The organism is Rhodococcus sp. OK302 (assembly GCF_002245895.1).
GTDB lineage: Bacteria > Actinomycetota > Actinomycetes > Mycobacteriales > Mycobacteriaceae > Rhodococcus_F.
The window spans coordinates 3,606,508-3,624,805 of the sequence record NZ_NPJZ01000001.1; the positions used below are offsets into that span (position 1 = coordinate 3,606,508).

14 protein-coding genes and 2 pseudogenes are annotated in these 18,298 nt (G+C 62.6%); 3 read left to right on the forward strand and 13 right to left on the reverse strand.

From position 1 onward, the window contains the following. Nucleotides 1-246: 246 nt before the first annotated feature. Complete coding sequence (dxs, locus tag BDB13_RS16505; RefSeq protein WP_094272587.1) at nt 247-2,184, forward strand: 1-deoxy-D-xylulose-5-phosphate synthase; 1,938 nt, start codon at nt 247-249, stop codon at nt 2,182-2,184. A 17-nt stretch (nt 2,185-2,201) separates the two neighbouring features. On the opposite strand, the gene BDB13_RS16510 is transcribed toward dxs, so the two are convergent. The 4 genes from BDB13_RS16510 to BDB13_RS16525 all read right to left on the reverse strand — a co-directional run bounded on the left by BDB13_RS16510 (nt 2,202) and on the right by BDB13_RS16525 (nt 6,696). Next, complete coding sequence (locus BDB13_RS16510; protein ID WP_094272588.1) at nt 2,202-3,644, reverse strand: sugar porter family MFS transporter; 1,443 nt, start codon at nt 3,642-3,644, stop codon at nt 2,202-2,204. A gap of 89 nt (nt 3,645-3,733) precedes the next feature. Further along, on the reverse strand, nt 3,734-4,231 hold the full coding sequence (locus tag BDB13_RS16515) for an SRPBCC family protein (RefSeq protein ID WP_094272589.1): 498 nt from the start codon (nt 4,229-4,231) through the stop codon (nt 3,734-3,736). A 41-nt stretch (nt 4,232-4,272) separates the two neighbouring features. Then, nucleotides 4,273-5,286 carry an iron-siderophore ABC transporter substrate-binding protein gene (locus tag BDB13_RS16520; protein ID WP_094272590.1) on the reverse strand — a complete coding sequence of 338 codons (1,014 nt, stop codon included), beginning with the start codon at nt 5,284-5,286 and terminating at the stop codon, nt 4,273-4,275. A gap of 51 nt (nt 5,287-5,337) precedes the next feature. Continuing rightward, nucleotides 5,338-6,696, reverse strand: coding sequence for a lipase family protein (locus tag BDB13_RS16525; protein WP_254922834.1), 1,359 nt, complete (start codon nt 6,694-6,696; stop codon nt 5,338-5,340). A 337-nt stretch (nt 6,697-7,033) separates the two neighbouring features. Here BDB13_RS16525 and BDB13_RS16530 point away from each other — a divergent pair, with 337 nt between their 5' ends. Both BDB13_RS16530 and BDB13_RS16535 read left to right on the forward strand, forming a co-directional pair. Continuing rightward, on the forward strand, nt 7,034-7,585 hold the full coding sequence (locus BDB13_RS16530) for a TetR/AcrR family transcriptional regulator (RefSeq protein WP_094274971.1): 552 nt from the start codon (nt 7,034-7,036) through the stop codon (nt 7,583-7,585). 167 nt (nt 7,586-7,752) lie between these two features. Then, nucleotides 7,753-9,348: a GMC oxidoreductase gene (locus BDB13_RS16535; protein WP_094272591.1), complete on the forward strand. Its 1,596-nt coding sequence runs from the start codon at nt 7,753-7,755 to the stop codon at nt 9,346-9,348. Between the two features lie 124 nt (nt 9,349-9,472). On the opposite strand, the gene BDB13_RS16540 is transcribed toward BDB13_RS16535, so the two are convergent. The 9 genes and pseudogenes from BDB13_RS16540 to BDB13_RS16570 form a co-directional block, all read right to left on the reverse strand. After that, a complete protein-coding gene (locus BDB13_RS16540; RefSeq protein ID WP_176459484.1) occupies nt 9,473-10,024 on the reverse strand; it encodes a YncE family protein in 552 nt (183 codons plus the stop codon). A gap of 33 nt (nt 10,025-10,057) precedes the next feature. Further along, nucleotides 10,058-10,264 (reverse strand): annotated as a pseudogene (locus BDB13_RS33570) (beta-propeller fold lactonase family protein); the annotation flags it as partial. 83 nt (nt 10,265-10,347) lie between these two features. Next, a pseudogene (locus BDB13_RS33575) lies at nt 10,348-10,773 on the reverse strand (YncE family protein); the annotation flags it as partial. 280 nt (nt 10,774-11,053) lie between these two features. Continuing rightward, entirely contained in the window at nt 11,054-11,215 is a 162-nt protein-coding gene (locus BDB13_RS32115; RefSeq protein WP_176459594.1) for a hypothetical protein, read from the reverse strand. A 35-nt stretch (nt 11,216-11,250) separates the two neighbouring features. Continuing rightward, complete coding sequence (locus tag BDB13_RS16550) at nt 11,251-13,356, reverse strand: 3-hydroxyacyl-CoA dehydrogenase NAD-binding domain-containing protein (protein WP_094272594.1); 2,106 nt, start codon at nt 13,354-13,356, stop codon at nt 11,251-11,253. 3 nt (nt 13,357-13,359) lie between these two features. After that, nucleotides 13,360-14,577 carry a thiolase family protein gene (locus BDB13_RS16555; RefSeq protein WP_094272595.1) on the reverse strand — a complete coding sequence of 406 codons (1,218 nt, stop codon included), beginning with the start codon at nt 14,575-14,577 and terminating at the stop codon, nt 13,360-13,362. Nucleotides 14,578-14,740: 163 nt separating this feature from the next. Continuing rightward, the gene (locus BDB13_RS16560) at nt 14,741-16,030 is read right to left on the reverse strand and encodes an HRDC domain-containing protein (RefSeq protein WP_094272596.1); all 1,290 of its coding nucleotides are present in this window, start codon (nt 16,028-16,030) and stop codon (nt 14,741-14,743) included. 11 nt (nt 16,031-16,041) lie between these two features. Further along, a complete protein-coding gene (locus BDB13_RS16565; RefSeq protein WP_176459595.1) occupies nt 16,042-17,496 on the reverse strand; it encodes a WS/DGAT/MGAT family O-acyltransferase in 1,455 nt (484 codons plus the stop codon). 63 nt (nt 17,497-17,559) lie between these two features. Then, on the reverse strand, nt 17,560-18,150 hold the full coding sequence (locus BDB13_RS16570) for a DUF3000 domain-containing protein (protein ID WP_094272597.1): 591 nt from the start codon (nt 18,148-18,150) through the stop codon (nt 17,560-17,562). Nucleotides 18,151-18,298 lie beyond the last annotated feature (148 nt).

Sequence of the window (18,298 nt, forward strand, 5' to 3'; positions counted from 1 at the left end):
ACTCTAGGCGGCTTCGACGCTGATTTCGGGGACCGAAAGTATCCGCGTGAGAGATCTGCAATCCGATTTGTCTGTGATTGCGCTCACGATCGACGGCGGTAGTCGCCCTGTAACTCGAAGTCACAGGTGAATCACGCGGAGTCCGCGTGTCGGTTCGGCGCAACGCTCCGTAGACTGACAGCACTGTCGCACAGACAGCCGCGGCGCGCACCGGTGCAGCTGTGAAGCACGGAGGGAGCGATCTCGTTGGGTGTTCTTGCCCGCATTCAGGGTCCTGACGATCTACGTCAGTTGAGCCACGCCGAGGTATCGGAGTTGGCCGACGAGATTCGTGAGTTCCTGGTGCAGAAGGTCGCGGCCACCGGGGGTCACCTCGGCCCCAACCTCGGAGTCGTCGAACTGACGATCGCGCTGCATCGTATTTTCGATTCGCCGCAGGATCCGATCATCTTCGACACCGGGCATCAGGCGTATGTCCACAAGATCCTCACGGGTCGCAAAGATCAGTTCGACACCCTGCGTAAGCAGGGCGGACTGTCGGGTTACCCGTGCCGGGCCGAGAGTGAACACGACTGGGTCGAGTCGTCGCACGCGTCGGCAGCATTGTCGTACGCCGACGGACTGGCCAAGGCCTTTGCGTTGACCGGCCAGAACCGCCACGTTGTTGCCGTCGTCGGTGACGGCGCACTTACCGGTGGAATGTGCTGGGAAGCCCTCAACAACATTGCGGCCGGTAAAGACCGTTCCGTGGTGATCGTCGTCAACGACAACGGTCGCTCGTACGCGCCCACCATCGGCGGCCTCGCCGATCACCTTTCGGCGCTACGCACGGCTCCCAGCTACGAGCGCGTCCTCGACAACGGCCGCCGGCTGGTCAAGAAACTTCCGTGGGTCGGACGCACCGCGTACTCCGTACTTCACGGCATGAAGGCCGGTCTCAAAGACGCCGTCAGCCCGCAGGTCATGTTCACCGACCTCGGTATCAAATACCTCGGCCCCGTCGACGGACACGACGAGGTTGCGATGGAATCCGCACTGCGCCGCGCCAAGTCGTACGGCGGTCCGGTGATCGTGCACGCGGTTACCCGTAAGGGCAACGGTTACGCCCACGCCGAGAACGACGTCGCGGATCAGATGCACGCCACCGGCGTCATCGACCCCGTCACCGGTCGCTCCGACAAGACCCCGGTACTCGACTGGACATCGGTCTTCTCCGACGAGTTGATCGCCCAAGCGTCGCGCCGCGAAGACATCGTGGCAATCACCGCGGCGATGGCCGGCCCGACCGGTCTGGCTGCGTTCGCGGACAAGTTCCCGGACCGCATGTTCGACGTGGGCATCGCCGAGCAGCATGCGATGACGTCTGCCGCCGGCCTTGCTCTGGGTGGTCTGCATCCTGTTGTCGCGATCTACGCAACATTCCTCAACCGCGCCTTCGATCAATTGCTGATGGATGTCGCGCTGCTCAAACAACCCGTCACGGTGGTTCTGGATCGCGCGGGTGTCACGGGCGTCGACGGTGCCAGTCACAACGGAGTCTGGGATCTGTCGCTGCTCGGAATCATCCCCGGCATTCGCGTCGCCGCTCCGCGTGACGCGGACACTCTCCGCGAGGAACTCGGCGAGGCACTCCTTGTCGACGATGGTCCGACCGTCGTACGGTTCCCGAAGGGCGCTGTCCCCGAGGCAATTCCGGCGGTCAAGCGCCTTGACGGCATGGTTGACGTGCTGCGTGCCAGCGAGGGTGAGCGCGGCGACGTTCTTCTGGTCGCGGTGGGCCCGTTTGCAGCATTGGGACTCGAGATTGCCGCGGGCCTCGACAAGCAGGGCATCTCGGTTGCTGTCGTGGATCCGCGTTGGGTGCTGCCGGTGTCGGATGCGTTGGTGAAGTTGGCCGACAAGTACGCACTTGTTGTCACTCTCGAAGATGGTGGAGTACACGGCGGTATCGGTTCGACGGTGTCGGCGGCTTTGCGCGCTGCGGGAGTTCACACCTCGTGCCGCGATTTGGGTGTGCCGCAGCAGTTCCTCGATCATGCGTCGCGTGAGGCCATTCACAAGGAACTGGGCCTGACGGCGCAGGATCTCTCACGCAAGATCACGGGTTGGGTTGCGGGCATGGGTGGTTCGGTTGTTCAGGTTCAGGCCGACGCGCCCGTACAGGGTGAAGTCGCGCAGGGCTGAACCTGACGGATCGCCTGTTACTGCACTGATTCGAGGGTGCTGCCGCGTGTCTCCTTCACGAATTTCAGCACCACGAACAGCGACAGCAATGCCATGACGGCATAGCCGCCGTAGGTGAGGGACAGGTTCCAGTCGGCCAGCGACGGGAAGGTCCACGAGACGAAGAAGTTGGCGACCCAGTTGGCGGCGGTGGCGATTCCGACTGCGGCGGCGCGGACTCGGTTGGGGAACATCTCGGAGATGAGGACCCAGACCACCGGTCCCCATGAGAGAGCAAAGAAGAAGACAAACGCGTTGGCGCCGATCAGCGCAATCGTCGCGTTGGCGCCGCTGAGGGTGGCGACGGATTCACCGATCTCATTCTTGGTCACTGTTGCCGAATGGAAACAGATTGCTGCCGTCCCGAGTGAGATCGCCATGCCGGCAGAACCGACCAGCAACAACGGTTTACGCCCGACGCGGTCGATGACGGCAATGGCGACGAAGGTGCCGACGATGTTGACGAGCGCACTGACGACGCTGATCAGGAGTGAGCGATCGGGGCCGAAGCCGACGGCCTGCCAGAGGGTGCTCGAGTAGTAGAAGATCACGTTGATGCCGACCAGTTGTTGCAGCGCTGCCAACGCGATACCGACCCAGACCAGCTTGGATACTCCGAGCGGCTTCGAAAAGAGCTCACGCACAGTAGTTTTTGCTTGTTTGAGCTTGAGGGAATCCCGAATTTCGTCCATTCTCGCGGTGACGGCGTCGTGATCGCCGCCCTCGAGGTCGGAGATGATCTTCCGGGCGCGGTCGTCGTTACCCTGAGCGACGAGGTAGCGGGGAGACTCGGGGATCGTCGTGGTCATGACGAGATAAAGAAGGGCGGGGACGGCTTCGAGCATCAGCATCCACTGCCACGCTTCGAGGCCGGCAATCTGATTGCGAGCGCCACCCGCCGCTGCTTGGAGTGCGTAGTTCACCAACTGGGACACGGCAATTCCCAGCACGATTGCCAATTGGTACATCGAACCGAGGCGTCCGCGGATCGCTGCGGGTGAGATTTCAGCAATGTAGGCCGGCGCGATCACCGATGCAAAACCGACAGCGACGCCGCCGACAATGCGCCAGAAGGTGAGGTCGTAGACGCTGAACGGTATTGCCGATCCGACAGCGCCGACAACAAACAGGACGGCGGCCATCTGCATGACGCGGATTCGGCCGAGACGGTCAGCGAGTGACCCTGCCATCCAGGCGCCCAAGGCGGCACCGAGAAGTGTCAGAGAGACGGTGAGGCCGGTCGCACCGGCCCCGATGTCGTATTTGTCGCGGATCGCTCCGACTGCCCCGTTGATAACTGCTGTGTCGTAACCGAAGAGAAAACCGCCGAGCGCAGCGGCGCCGGCAAAGAGAACTGCATGTCCGACGTCGGCGCGTGTTACCCCGGTTCCGCCGCTGTCTGCCGTACCGCTGAATGCCATGCCTGCCCCCTTCGGGCCAAGTCGATCCATCAGTGAACACTCTGGACGCTACGCGCTGTGCGCCCGATTCGGCGGTTACTCGGAAGTCGTTATCGGGCTGAGTTGTTCACCGGCCGGTCACGCCGACGCGATTCGTTCGGCCTTGGTGGCAAATCGTCGAGGTCCTTGGCCATCATCTTCTTGGTGACCCGCAGTCCGAGGCGTCCGAACACCGCGCCGAGGATCTTGGTCGCCATGGAGGTGGACGTGGATACGCCGGCAAAGTTCATGGTGAGCAGCGTGCCGTCGGAGTCAGGCTCGAGCGTGAATCCGGACGTGTAGTCCATCCCATTCGAATGCGCTTTGACGACGGTACGAGTGGGCGCTTCCACTTCGGTGACCCACATTTCTTCGGAAGCTTCCTTGCCCATCATCTTTCGGGTCTCGCGCCACTTGGTTCCGACGGCGTATCCCTCGCCGGCGAGCCGTTCGATACGGGTGACGCCGGCGAGGGTGTCGACAGCGCCGTCGAGGTCGGTGACAACCTTCCAGACGGTGTCGAGGGGAGCGTTGACGTGCTTGGTCACTGAGACCGACAGTTCAGGCATGTGCTGAGCATAGAACCGGGGACCGACAGTGGCAGTGTTCTCTAACCGACGCGATTGGCAGCGTCCGTCAGTGCGGGGGTGATCTGGCCCAGAACCCACGGGACGCTCAGAACGTTGACGTTGCTCAAGCCGCCGATCACCTTGGTGTCGCTGAGAAAGACCGTCGATCCGCGCTTCACCGCGTCGAGTCCGCCGACTGCGGGAATGCTCGACGGGTCACCGGATCCATCGGTGAAGCCGACGATGACATCGGCGTCGATGTCGTTGATGTTCTCGTACGAAATGGTCTTGAAGAAGGTGCCACCGGAGTTGTCGGCCGCCAACTTTTCGACACCGGGTGCGTTGACGAATCCGAGCTCGGTGAGAACCTGCACGCGGGGGTCGGTGGGCAGGTACACGTTGATGTTGCTGGCATCGGTGTCGAAATTGACGACGGCAATGGTCTTACCCGCGTATTCGGGGTGAGCAGAAGCGGTTTCGGTGAGCGTCGTACCCAAACCGTCGACAAGCTTGTCGGCCTCGGCGCTCTTGCCGACGGCCTTTCCGACGATGCGGGTCTGATCCTGCCAGGACGTCTGCCAGGCGGCAGCTGGGTAGGCGGCGGTCGGGGCGATCTTGCTCAGTTGGTCGTAGACGGACTTCTCGAATCCCTCGTACGGCGCGAGGATGACGTCGGGTGCCAGGGAAGCGACGATTTCGACGGGCGGTTCACCGGTGGCGGCCATGTCGAACAGTGTGGTCTTGTCGGCGTCGAAATACTTCTGAGCCCAAGGCATCACGCCGTTGTCGTCGGCACCGTAGGTGTACTTGGGCTGTCCGACGGGGGCGAGTCCGAGCGCGTAGAGGATGTCCTGGGCATTCCAGCCGAGTGTCACCAATCGCTCGGGCTGTGACTCGATGGTGGTGGTGCCGAAGACATTCTCGATACTGACGGGGAATCCGTCTGCACTTGTCGACGCTGTCGAGGATTCCGAATCGGAGGAGCAGGACACAAGCGCTGCGGCGGTGATGGCAGCCAGTCCCAGTGCAGCCAATCCACGAAGAGAAGATTTCATGCAGGGAAGCCTAACCTACTCTCGATGCGCTGATCATTCGACCGCTGCGGTTCAATCGAATTGGCAGCCGCTGACGGGTAGGCCGTTGAAGCGGTCGGTGAGGTACTCGAACGCACCGTTCGGACCCAAGCCGTCGATTATCTCCGGCCCGAAGTGGTTGACGAAGGTCGTACCCGGCGCCACCGGTGGGAGGTGGTTGGTGCGGAACGTGACCGTCGCGCCGCCGGCGCACCAGTCTTCGGCGAGGCGACGAGCCTGACGGTAGGGAATGGTGTCGTCGTTGATGCCACTGGTGATGAGGACCGGAGACGTGGGTGTCAGGTTTCCGATGCGTTGTTCGTCGAGTACTGCTGCGGCTTCGGGGATCTCGTCCAGGTGATCAAGAAGTGGCCGGCCGTCGACAGTGAGTGCATCTGTGCGCAGGAAGGGGTGTTTGATGATGATGTCGCCGACGCATTCGGTAGACAACTGGTCGAGAACCGCGCGGCCTTCGGGGGTGATTCGTTTGTCCAACGACGCATCCAGTTCCGGGTAACGCGCGAGTAGGCCGTTGATATTGAAACCGACGACGCCACCGATCAAATTGCCGTCGATCTGCTCCAGCACCGATCGCAGATCGGCGGGGGGAGCGCCGGCCCAGGTTCCCTCGAGATTGAGCTCCGGGGCGTAACTGGGCTGCAGTTCGGCTGCTGCGGCCGCCGCTCCGCCGCCCTGGGAGTATCCCCAGAACGCGAGAGGTGTGCCGGCGCCCGTCCCGCTGAGAGCGTTTGCTGCGCGGGCCGCGTCGATCATCGCGTGGGCCTCTTCGATCCGATTGACGTACGTGTGGATTCCCGGCGTGCCTAATCCGATGTAGTCGGTCACGAAGACGCGGGCGCCCAACGCATTCCAGGTTCCGGCGGAGAAGAGTTCCTGATTTGCGGACAATGACGGCGGATCGGTTTGGATCATCAGTGCGCTGGGAAATGCGCGGGAGGCTGCGCATTGGTCGCCTTGGCCCATCGTGCCCGGTCCGATAACGACGGTGGGCCGTTCCCCGTTGCCGTGCCACGGTCGTGAAGAATCGATAAAGGTGCCGGTGACGGCGGTGGCATCGCCATCCTGCAATTTCGACGCGTACATGACCCGTTGCGCCTGGGCCGGCCACGAGCCATCGAACTCGGGCAATGCGGCAGTCAGGGTCATCGGTTCTGTGCGGATGAGAGTGCCGGGTGTTGTCGGGATGGAGGTGGGAGGGTGATAGAACGCGGGAATCGCGGCATCGATCCCGGTGTCAACCGGAACGACCGGTTCGGCGGCCGCCGGGCTGATTGTGCTCAACGACGTTGTCAAGGTGCTCGCGGCTAACAATGCGGCGACTGCGAATGTGCGGGTCGAAAAGCGTCGGAACATCACGGACATCTGATTCATGGGTACCTCTCGATGCTCGCCGATGTAGGTACGCGGCAAGCGATGATCGAATGGCGGAAGTGTGGAAAACGGTTCTCGAAAGAGCGCCGTCTGCCGTATCGCTGAGCCGGACTTGTAGGTGCGGCAATCGATCTCGGCGTTGCTCAGAAGTCTGGTGCCGAGCTCACCCCTATGAGCTACCGGCGAGTAACAACATAGCTCACAATTTCGTGAAGTGGGTCACGAAAGGCGGGTTTCTGTCGAATTTCTTTCGCAGGGTCGATTGTGCAACGTCGTGACCTGCGACGTAATCAGTCCCGACGAGGGTAGTGGGGATCGGGTAGGCGATAATTTGCAGGTGCGGTCCCAGCAGAAAATCCTCAGTGCCACTGTTCGACTGATCGAAACCGGCGGTTTCGAGGCGGTCAACATGGCGGCGATCGCACACGAGGCCGGAGTATCGCGACAGACCGTCTATTCCAATTTCGGGTCCCGCGAAGAAGTAGTGTCCAAGGCGATGGCGGATCTCACCGTCGAAGCGCTCAGTGGAATCAATGCCCGGCTTCTTGCGGTGAACAGTGCCTGTGAATATGTCGTCGAATTCATCGTGGCCGCCCGCGCGGCAGTGCGTGCACATCCGGTTCTCGCGACCTTGCTGCTCACCGAGCGGGGTGACCCCGTCTTCTCCATGGAGATGATGGATCGAGCGAAACCTGTTGCACACGGCTTTCTTTCGCCGATTGTCGAGCGAAATCTCGCGACGTCGGAGGAGTTGGACGACATTCTCGAGATCTCCGTCCGGTTGGGACTGTCCGTCATCGCTTTCGACAGTCATTCGATTCACGGCGACGAGAACTTGCGCTCTTTTCTCACCCGTTGGTTGCAACCTGCGATGGCTCCGCCCTCCTGATGTGTAGTTCTGAATTCAATTCTTCTTGACACTTTAGGGGTTAAGTGTCTAGTTTTGGGTTCGCTCAGTTGTCACGTCCATGCGGAACGGCACTCCCCCTGAAATTCTGGTGCCCCGTGCGTTTTTCGCCGCCGGCTAGTTCGGTGATTTACCAATGGAGTACATCTATGTCCAGAATGAAGAGGCGGACCCTACTGTCCGGCGCGGTGGCCGCGATGGCCGCAGTAGCGGCGCCGACTCTCGCTCGTGCGGAAATCGGTATCGCCGCGCGAGTCGGGGGAGTTCCTCTCGTCCGGGAAGAACACCGCATCGTTGTTATCGGCTCGGGGTTCGGTGGGGGTGTAACCGCCCTTCGGCTAGCTGAGGCGGGGGTTCCGGTTACTTTGTTGGAGAGGGGGATCCGGTGGCCTTCAGGGCCTGACGCGGATACCTTTCCCCAGCCTGCCAATCCAGACAAACGAATCCTGTGGCACCAGTCGAATCCGCAGTTGTTCGGCAAACCGGCGATCTTCGAGCCCTACGCGGGCCTTCTCGAGACGGTGGTCGGCGACAACATGACCACTGTGTGTGCGGCAGGCGTCGGCGGTGGATCCCTGGTGTATCAGGGAATGACATTGCAACCGGCGGAGTCTGTGTTCAATACGCACTTCCCCGAGCAGTTGGATTACGCGGTGATGGATCGTGTCCACTACCCGCGGGTGGCGAAGATGCTTCAAATTGCCGTTGCTCCTGACGAGTTGGTCAACAGCCCCAACTATGAGGCCGCCCGCATATTTGCCCGAAACGCGAGCCGTTCCGGGCTTCCGGTGTCGAAGATTCCGATGCCTATCGACTGGAACTTTGCATTGGCCGAACTGCGCGGTGAAATGAAACCGTCGTACACCAACGGTGATGGAGCCCTGGGTGTCAACAACGGCGGAAAATACTCGGTTGACGTCACCTACATTGCAGCTGCTGAAGCCACGGGACTGGTGAAAGTCGAGACCCTGCACCAGGTTACCGACGTCGAACGTGCGCCGGACGGGCGATGGCGGGTTTATGTGGACCGGACCGACGTTACGGGACGTGTACTCGAGAACAAGATCCTGACAACCAAAGCCTTGGTCATGGCCGCCGGCAGTGCCAACACGACAAAGCTGCTCGTGCGCGCTGGGGCGCAGGGCAGGATTCCCGACCTCCCGGACGAGTTGGGTGGTGGCTGGGGAACCAACGCCGACCGGATCTACATCTGGTCGGACCCCACCGAGAACTTCGGCAGCACTCAAGGCGGACCCGTTGTCTACGGCAGCCGGAACTGGGACAACCCCGACAGTGCGTTCACGGTCATCCAGGCATCGTTCCCGCCGGTGCCGTTCGACGCGCACAGCACCGTGATGGTCGGATTCGGTGTCAGCGAAGATCGAGGCCGTTTTGTGTGGGACTCGGCCCGAGGTGAGGCGGTGTTGCGCTGGCCCAAGGACGGTGACTCCGCAATACAGCGAGGTCACATCGCGCCTGCGGTCCAAAAGATTGCCGGGGCAACAGGACTGCTCACGGATACCAATCTGTTGTTGTCGTCGACGTGGCATCCGCTCGGCGGAGCGTGCATGGAATCGGTGTGCGACCTCGAGGGCCGAGTTCACGGTCAGCGCGGCCTGTACGTTCTCGACGGCGCACTGATGCCGGGCAACTCGGCCGCCTGCAACCCGTCGATGACCATTGCCGCTGTTTGCGAACGGGCGCTCGACTACATCGTGAAAGAGGATGTCGGAAAGGTGTTTTGAGCTGCTGCTGCACAATCGCGAACGACACCCACGGATAACCGAGGGCGCCGTTCGCCATTGTCCGAGCGAAGCCAGGGAGGGTCGGCCCGTTGACGTGGTCTTCAGCGCTGGACTGACGGGCGTGTCAGGAGCCGAAATTTCCGAGTGATCCGGTGGAGGTCGGGGCGTCGGCAATCTCGAGGGTCACCGGCAATGCGACGGGGTCGCCGATGCCGTTGGTTGCTGTGATCGTGAACTCGAATATTCCACTGGTAGTGGGTGTTCCGGTCAAGATGCCGGCCGGGCTGAGAGTGAGCCCGGCGGGGGTGCTGTCGGGGGCGACGGTCACCGTGGCGGTGGGGTGTCCGGTGACGGTGAACGCGTAGTCGTAGGGTTTGCCGACGACGGCGGGGGGCGGGTTTCCGGTGAGGGTGGGTGCTTGCTCGATCTTGATGACGGACACGTTGTCGTCGCCCATGTTGGCGATGTAGGCGTGGTTTCCGTCGGGGGTGATCGCTACCCCGGTCGGGCCCCGGCCGACGGTGAGGGCGTTGATGACGGTGTTGGTGGTGGTGTCGATGACGGACACTGTCTGGCCGCCGTACTGGTAATTGCTGTTGGTGACGTAGGCGCGTAGTCCGTCGGGGGTGATTGCCACCTTGTTCGGATTGCTGAAGGTGGTGGCGGTGTCTGTCACGGTCGTGACAGTGTTGTCGCTGATCTTGACGACGGACACCGTGCTGCTGCTGTAGTTGGCGACGTAGGCGTACTTCCCGTCGGGGGTGATCGCGATCCCGATCGGAGTGGTACCGACAGAGACGGTGCCGATGACGGTGTTGGCGGGGACGCCGAGGGCGTTGAGCGCAGTGTCGATGACGGACGCCGTTCCGTTGCCGTTAGTGACGTAGACGCGTTGTCCGTCGGGGGTGATCGCCACATCACGCGGCGCGTAGATGGTGTCGGTGACGGTGGCGATGACGGCTGGGGGTCGGTTTCGGTGTTGATGACGGAAACCGTGCTGCTGCCGGAACTGGCGACGTAGGCGTACTTCCCGTCGGGGGTGATCGCTACCGCGGTCGGATTAGCACCGACTGCGACGTTGGAGGTGACGGTGTTGGGGGTATCGCCGAGGGCGGTGTCGATGACGGACACGGTGTCTCTACCCCACTGGTTGGTGACGTAGACGTGTTTTCCGTCGGGGGTAATTGCCACTGCACTCGGCTGATTGACGGCGGTGTCGGCGAGGGCCGCGACGACGGTGTTATCGCTGGTGTCGATGACGGATATCGTGCTGTCGCCGTAGTTGGTGACGTAGGCATACTGCCCGTTGGGGGTGATCGCCACCCCGTACGCCGCAGTGCCATACCAGTTTTCCGTGCCGACATCGATTGGTGGGGTGAGGACAGTGTCCGCTGATGCGGTGCCGACTGCGGTGCCCAGGGTCATGGCGACAGCGAGGGCCGCGACGCCGAATAGCGCGGCGGTTCGGGACCGTCTCGAGGGTTGGTGGAGCAGATGGCGAACAGTCACAGGTATATGCCCTTCCGGGTTGTCCGCACAATGTTGGAGGTGCGTAGCAGCCACAGCAACTGCCAACGACGAACATAGCGGACATTTGGTCACGAGGGTCAGTTATGTCCATATGATCGCGAGTGGCTGTTGCTGCCTGCAGCTTGAACCCAGGGAGGAGGCGGCAACAGTTCGGACGTTCGGTGAAGAGTGTCTGTCAGTAGTCGAAGCTGCCGAAGTTTTCCCGGGATCCGGGTGATCCGGAGGAGATCGGGGCGTCGGCAATCTCGAGGGTTGCCGGCAGTACTGGCTCGCCGATGCTGTTGGTTGCCGTGATCGTGAATCCTGATACGACGACGCACCCGGCTTGCCGAAGCAAACCGGGTGCGAAGTTCCTGCAGGTAAAACAGCTATTTAGACGCTGGCAACACCAGGCGCCAGGAAGCGCTTGCCGTTGACGGCCTCCGAGGTGCCGGTGCGATCCAGGTACGGCGTGATGCCACCGTTCCAGAAACCGAAACCGCCGCCGAGAAGCAGGCAGAGGTCGATGTCCTCAGCTGCTGCGACTACACCTTCGTCGAGCATGATCGAGATTTCCTCGGCCATAGCGCGGCGCGTGCGTTCGAGTACCTCTTCCGAGGTGGAGACCTTGTCGCCCTGGGGCCACAGTGCTGCAACCTCGGGGTCGACGGTCTGGCCGTTCTCGCCCCAGGTCCAGACGCCGGGCTTGCGAGCCTCGACCAGAGCCTCGAGGCCGGGGCTGGACGTGAACCGCTCCGGGTACGACGCCTGCAAGGTCTCGCCGGTGTGCAGCGCGACTGCGGGTCCGACGAGAGCGAGGAGCATGAACGGCGACATCGGCATGCCCAGTTCGGCGATGGCGTTGTCGGCGACGTCGAAGGGGGTGCCTTCGTCGACGGCGGACATGACCTCACCGAGGGTGCGGGTGACCAGGCGGTTGAAGACGAAGCCGGCCTTGTCGCCGCAGAGCACAGCGGACTTCTTCAGTGACTTTGCGGTCGCGAATGCTGTTGCGAGCGTTGCGTCGTCGGTCTTCTCGCCCTTGATGATCTCGAGGAGGGGAAGAACTGCGACAGGGTTGAAGAAGTGGAATCCCACAACACGCTCGGGATGAGCGAGACCCTCGGCCATCTCCGTGATGGAGAGCGAAGAGGTGTTGGTCGCGAGGATGGTCTCGGGAGCGATGAACTGCTCGAGTTCCGCGAAGACCTTCTTCTTGACGTCCATGTTCTCGAAGACGGCTTCGATGACGAAGTCGGTCTTCGCGAATGCAGCCTTGTCGAGCGAGCCGGACACGAGTGCCTTGAGGCGGTTCGCGGCGTCGGGGGACAGGCGTCCCTTGCCCTGGAGCTTGTCGATCTCGGTGTGGACGTAGCCGACACCCTTGTCGATGCGTTCCTGATCGATGTCGGTCAAGATGACCGGCACCTTGAGCTGGCGGACGAACAGCAGTGCGAGCTGGCTGGCCATCAGGCCGGCACCGACGATGCCGACGCCGTTGACCTTGCGGGCCAGCGAACGATCCGGAGCTCCGGCGGGACGCTTGGCGCGCTTGTTCACCAGGTCGAAGGCGTACAGGCCGGCGCGAAGTTCGTCGGTCAGAAGGAGTTCGGCCAGAGCCTCGTCCTCGGCCGCGAAGCCCTTGTCCAGCGAAGCCGGATCGGTGATGTCAGTGGTGCGAGCCAATTCGAGCAGCTCGACGGACTTGACCGCGCCGGGAGCGTTGCCCTTGGTCTTGCCGTCGACAATCGCCTTCGCGCGGGCGATGGCGTCGTCCCAGCCCTGACCGCGATCGATCTCGGGGCGAGCGGGGGTGATGGTTCCGGCGAGAACCTGAGCGGCCCACGCGAGAGACTGCTCGATGAAATCGGCGGAATCGAGAACGATATCGACGACGCCGAGCTCGAGTGCCTTCTTCGGGGAGAGCACCTTGTTCTGGTTCAACGAATTCTCGATGACCACCGTGACAGCGTTCGCGGGACCGACGAGGTTGGGGAGCAATTGTGTTCCGCCCCAACCGGGTACGAGGCCGAGGAAGGCTTCGGGCAGGCCGAGAGCGCCCGCATTGGCGGCAACGGTGCGGTAGTGGCTGTGCAGGCCCACTTCGAGACCGCCGCCCAGCGCCACGCCGTTGATGAAGGCGAAGGTAGGAACGGAGGATTCACGAAGGCGTCGGAAAACCTTGTGGCCCAAGCGTCCCAGCTCGAGACCCTGCTCACGCGAGGTGATCGCGGGGACACCCTTGAGGTCTGCGCCGGCAGCGAAGATGAACGGCTTGCCGGTGACGGCGATGGCAACCGGGTTGGCTGCGAAGGCTTCGTCGAGAGCCGCGTCGAATGCCGCGAGTCCGCCGGGACCGAAGGACGACGGCTTGGTGTGATCGAACCCGTTGTCCAGGGTGATCAACGCGAACGGACCCTCGATGCCGGGGACCGAGATGATCTTGGTGTACGCGTTCGTCACGACCTCGTCGGCGAATGCTGTTGCAATATCAGACATCTCTTAGACTCCTGCCTGGTAATCAGCGTGGTTCGGGTTTTCCCAGATGACGGTGCCACCCATTCCGAGACCGATGCACATGGTGGTCAAGCCGTAGCGCACGTCGGGACGCGTCGCGAACTGGCGCGAGAGCTGCGTCATGAGGCGCACGCCCGTCGAAGCGAGGGGGTGGCCGCACGCGATGGCGCCGCCCCACTGGTTGACGCGCGCGTCGTCGTCGGCGATTCCGTAGTGCTCGAGGAACGCGAGGACCTGAACGGCGAATGCCTCGTTGATCTCGAAGAGTCCGATGTCTTCGATCTTCAGGCCGGTGCGAGCGAGAAGCTTCTCGGTGGCCGGAACCGGGCCGATGCCCATGACTGCGGGGTCGACGCCCTGGTAGGCGAAGCCGACCATGCGCATGCCGACGGGCAGGCCGAGCTCTGCTGCGGTGTCTTCACCGGCGAGCAGGGCTGCGGTGGCGCCGTCGTTGAGTCCGGCGGCGTTACCGGCGGTGATGCGGCCGGCGGGACGGAACGGAGCCTTGAGCTTTGCAAGATCTTCGACGGTCGTTCCGGGACGCGGCGGCTCGTCCTCGGTGGCGAGGCCCCAGCCGGTGGCGCTGCGGGTGGCGACAGGAACCAGGGTGTCGGCGAGGAAGCCGGCTTTCTTGGCTGCGTCGTACTTGTTCTGGCTGTTCACGGCGTACGCGTCGGTACGTTCCTTGGTGATGGTCGGGAACCGGTCGTGCAGGTTCTCGGCGGTGTTACCCATCACGAGGGCGCTCGGGTCGACCAGGCGGTCGGCGAGGAAACGCGGGTTGGGGTCTGCGCCCTCACCCATCGGGTGGTGGCCCATGTGCTCGACGCCGCCGGCGACGACGACGTCGTACTGACCGAAGCCGATGCCCGACGCGGTGGTGGTCACGGCGGTCATTGCGCCGGCACACATGCGGTCGATGGCAAATCCGGGGACCGACTCGGGCAGGCCCGCGAGGATCGCGGCGGTGCGGCCGATGGTCAGACCCTGGTCACCGGTCTGCGTGGTGGCTGCAATCGCTACTTCGTCGATCCGTGCCGGATCCAGCTGGGGGTTACGGCGAAGCAGTTCGCGGATGGCTTTGACGACGAGGTCGTCGGCACGCGTCTCGGCGTACATGCCCTTGGGGCCTGCTTTGCCGAACGGGGTGCGAATGCCGTCGACAAAGACGACGTTGCGTTGGTTGTGTGTGGATGGAGCCACGCGAATTCCTCCTGATGGAGATGCCCACCACGCGTAAAGCGGGTGAGACTTACGGTTCGGCGATCACGGCCAAGCGTCCGGCCTTGCAACAAGCGTACTACTGCCCGTTACTGGCCGGTAACTTAACGTGCCGAATTGCTCCACCACCTACGCGCGCATCACCTCAGGATTCTGCTGCGACCTCTTCCGGTTCGCTCGGAACCACGGAGTTCAGAGCTTCGGCAAGGACGGGAACCGTCAAAGTGCGTTGCCAGTCTCGTGCGCCACCGGAAGTGAGTTTGGTCTCGACCGCGTCCGTGACGACGTCGATGTCGGAACCGGGTTCCAGCTTCCAGTCCCAGCACAAGCGTCGTACCAGGTCCGGTTGCAGCAAGTTTTCGACGGGAACGGAAACTTCGGCACTGACGTCCGACAAAGCGGCGCGGGCCGCAGTCAGCCGATCGGCAGCCGCGGGATCCTGACGAGCCCAACGTCCGGCGGCGGGCGGGCCGATGATCGCGGGAGTCTTGGACGGAAGTTCGCTCTCGGGCAGAGCCCGCGCTGACTCCAGGGCATCCATCCAGATTCGTGAATAGCGTCGCTGCCGCGGACCACCGAAGACGGGAAGCGAACGCAGTGCGTCCATCGACCGGGGATCCTTGAGTGCGGCGTCGATAATTGCCGAATCCGGAAGCACCCGGCTGGGGGACACGTCGCGCTTGCGGGCGAGATTTTCGCGTGCTTGCCAGAGTGCCCGCACCGCAGCCAGTTGTCGAGTGGTCTTGAGAGACGTGATGTGCGACGTCCGACGCCAGCGATCCGGCTTCGGCTTCGACGGGCCGGCCAGGCGGATGTACTCGAATTCCTCTTTCGCCCACTCGAGTTTTCCTTGCGAGCGCAGTTCCTCTTCCATGGCGTCGCGAAGTTCGAGCAGTACCTCGACATCAAGAGCCGCATAGTTGAGCCACGGCGCCGGCAACGGACGCGTGGACCAATCGGCGGCACCGTGCCCCTTGCGAAGTTCTACGCGCAGGGTGCGTTCGACGATCGCGGCAAGGCCGACTCGTTCGAATCCGGCGAGTCGGCCTGCCAGTTCGGTGTCGAAAAGTACGGCCGGATACAGGCCCAGTTCCGCGAGTCCGGGAAGGTCTTGATCGGCGGAATGCAGGACCCATTCCAACGGATTGATCGCCTCTGCGAGAGGTGCCATGTCCGCTGCAATGGGAATCGGATCGATCAGGAACGATCCTGCACCCGCACGGCGAAGCTGAATCAGGTACGCCCGTGCCGAATAGCGGAAGCCTGATGCCCGCTCGGCATCGACGGCCAACGGTCCGGTTCCTGCTGCCAGCGCCGCTGCGGCGTGGGCGAGTCCCGCAGCGGTGGCGATAACGTCCGGCACACCGTCGCGTGGTACCAGCAAGGGTTCTACATCGGAGGTGGGCTCGGCTGCATCATCGGTGACTTCGGACATGATCAATGACTCTACGTCGCAGAGGGCAGGGTAGTTACGTCCCGTTCCCCGTCGCGTTGCTCGCCTTGATCGTCTGCCTCGGATATCGGGTCTGCCTCGAAGAGTTCGTCGAGCGCCGTGCCGAATCCCTGCGCGAGCTCGTGCAATTGGGGCGCCAGATCCGTGCAACTGACAATTCCCACGTCGAGATTGCCGTCGAGCGACATGACCGTCACGTTGAGTCCGGCGCCGTGAAAGATGGGACCCAGCGGGAACATTCCCTTGATCTGCGCGCCCAGGAAGTACAGCGGAACCGGCGGTCCGGGAACATTGGAGACCACCAGATTCGACACGACGGGGTGACGCTCAGCGAGCTTGAGTGACGAGTAGACGCGCATCGCCGCGCCGAAGACTGCGGGTGACGCGAACTGTGACCAGTCCTGAAGCATGTTCGCGCCCAACGCCTCATTGTGATTCTTCGAGGTCACGTTGTAGTCACTGATGGCGAGGAGGCGCTCGACAGGGTCGGCGATCTGGGTGCTGAGCTGGGTGAACATGCCCGAGATCTGGTTGGTGCCGGCCCGGTCGGATTTGCCGTGAACGGACACGGGAACCATCGCGACCAGCGGATCGGTCGGAAGTTCGTCGCGGCTTTGGAGGTAGCTCCGCAACGCTCCGGCGCACAGCGCCAGCACGACGTCGTTGACCTTGACGCCGTATCGGTCCTTGACGGCCTTCACCTTGGCAAGGTCGAGTTGGGCGAAAGCTACGTTGCGGTGTCCGGTGATTGCTCCGTTGAACGACGTGCGCGGGGCAGTGAACGGCGCCGGCATGGCCTCGCCCTTGCGGGCACGCGTCACCCATTTGGGGAGCATGGCGATGCCGCCGGGGACAAGTCTGGCGATGCGAGCAGGCCGAGCGATCACGGCGAGCAAGCCTCCGACGGCGATATCGAGTGTGCTCGCATCGCCGGCACTCTCGGCCGTCGTGTCCACCAACGACTGGGACTCCGGTTCCAAGCTGCACAGTTGCGCCAGCAGATTTGCGCCGGTGATGCCGTCAGCGGCACTGTGATGAATCTTCGACATGACGGCAACACGGCCGTCGGCGAGGCCCTCGATGACCCACATCTCCCACAGCGGGCGAGAGCGATCCAGCGGTTGGCTGGCGATGTGTCCGGCAAGTTCCGCCAATTCGTCATGGCCACCGGGAGCGGGAACCGACGTGCGATGGCAATGGCGTTCGATGTCGAAATCGTGATCGTCGACCCACACCGGGTAATCGAGGTTGAGTCGCGAATCTTTCAGCTTGCGCCGGAATGTCGGCATCCCTGCCATTCGGGAGTCCAACTCACCCATGAGGGTCCGAAAGTCGTATCCGCCGGGAATTGTCGACGGGTCCAGTACGACTAGGCCACAGACGTGGAGGAGTTGTGTCGAGGTTTCCAAGTAGAGGAAGGTTGCGTCGAGTCCGCTGAGACGTTGCATCTACCCACTTTAGAACGGGTTCTAGTCGAGATTATGGAGAATGCCCAAACGCGGTGTGTGGTCTCAGTCATTCTTCCGCGACAATGTGGTTATCCCCGTGGGAGGTAAGCCCGCGGCATACGCCAGCACTTCGCAGAACGCCTCCACGTGGTGTGACAATTCTGTCGACGTTGCAGTCCACGACGCTCGAAGCTCCAGTTGATGCGCTCGCGGAGGTCCCGCGATATCGCCGTAGCGGACCGACGTAGTTGCCGTCACTGTCCCGCCAAGAGCCACATAAGGTTCCGATCCGGCTTCGAGGGCGTCCACCAGCCAACTCCACGCAACCTCGGGAAGTAGTGGATCGGAGGCGAGGGACTCGTCGAGATCGGCCTGAATGTAGGCCACCAGGCGCATCGTCCCGTTCCAGGCTTCATCGCCGTCCGGATCGAACAGGAGGATGAGTCGGCCGAACGCGTCGCCTTCGGACTGTTCCGAAATCGTGTCCGATTCGGGATGAAGTACCTCGGCGCCGACGGCATGGCTGTACGGGGCGAGTCGCTGCGGCGGACGGATGGGCCCGACTTCGATCTCTGGCCGGACCTGCGCGGAAGCCATTGCGGCAATTGCGGCACGAAACTCGGCCGGGTCGGCGGTCGATCCGGAAGTCGTCACAGGTCAGGACGTTAGTCGCGGAAATCGCTGCCGGGGTGGAGGCGCGCCGACCGAGTGCGATGTGGCTCCCGAAATAGTAAAGGAAGACTCAACAGTCGGTATGTGTCGGGGCTCACTAAAGATGACGTGGCCTTCCTACTGCGGCGAA

Bases quoted from the DNA above. Each gene is read 5' to 3' on its own strand.
- BDB13_RS16550 (WP_094272594.1), bottom strand. From the start codon at position 13,356: ATGTCTGATATTGCAACAGCATTCGCCGACGAGGTCGTGACGAACGCG.
- BDB13_RS16515 (WP_094272589.1), bottom strand. From the start codon at position 4,231: ATGCCTGAACTGTCGGTCTCAGTGACCAAGCACGTCAACGCTCCCCTC.
- BDB13_RS16510 (WP_094272588.1), bottom strand. From the start codon at position 3,644: ATGGCATTCAGCGGTACGGCAGACAGCGGCGGAACCGGGGTAACACGC.
- BDB13_RS16565 (WP_176459595.1), bottom strand. From the start codon at position 17,496: ATGCAACGTCTCAGCGGACTCGACGCAACCTTCCTCTACTTGGAAACC.
- BDB13_RS16560 (WP_094272596.1), bottom strand. From the start codon at position 16,030: ATGTCCGAAGTCACCGATGATGCAGCCGAGCCCACCTCCGATGTAGAA.
- BDB13_RS16520 (WP_094272590.1), bottom strand. From the start codon at position 5,286: ATGAAATCTTCTCTTCGTGGATTGGCTGCACTGGGACTGGCTGCCATC.
- BDB13_RS16535 (WP_094272591.1), top strand. From the start codon at position 7,753: ATGTCCAGAATGAAGAGGCGGACCCTACTGTCCGGCGCGGTGGCCGCG.
- BDB13_RS16525 (WP_254922834.1), bottom strand. From the start codon at position 6,696: ATGAATCAGATGTCCGTGATGTTCCGACGCTTTTCGACCCGCACATTC.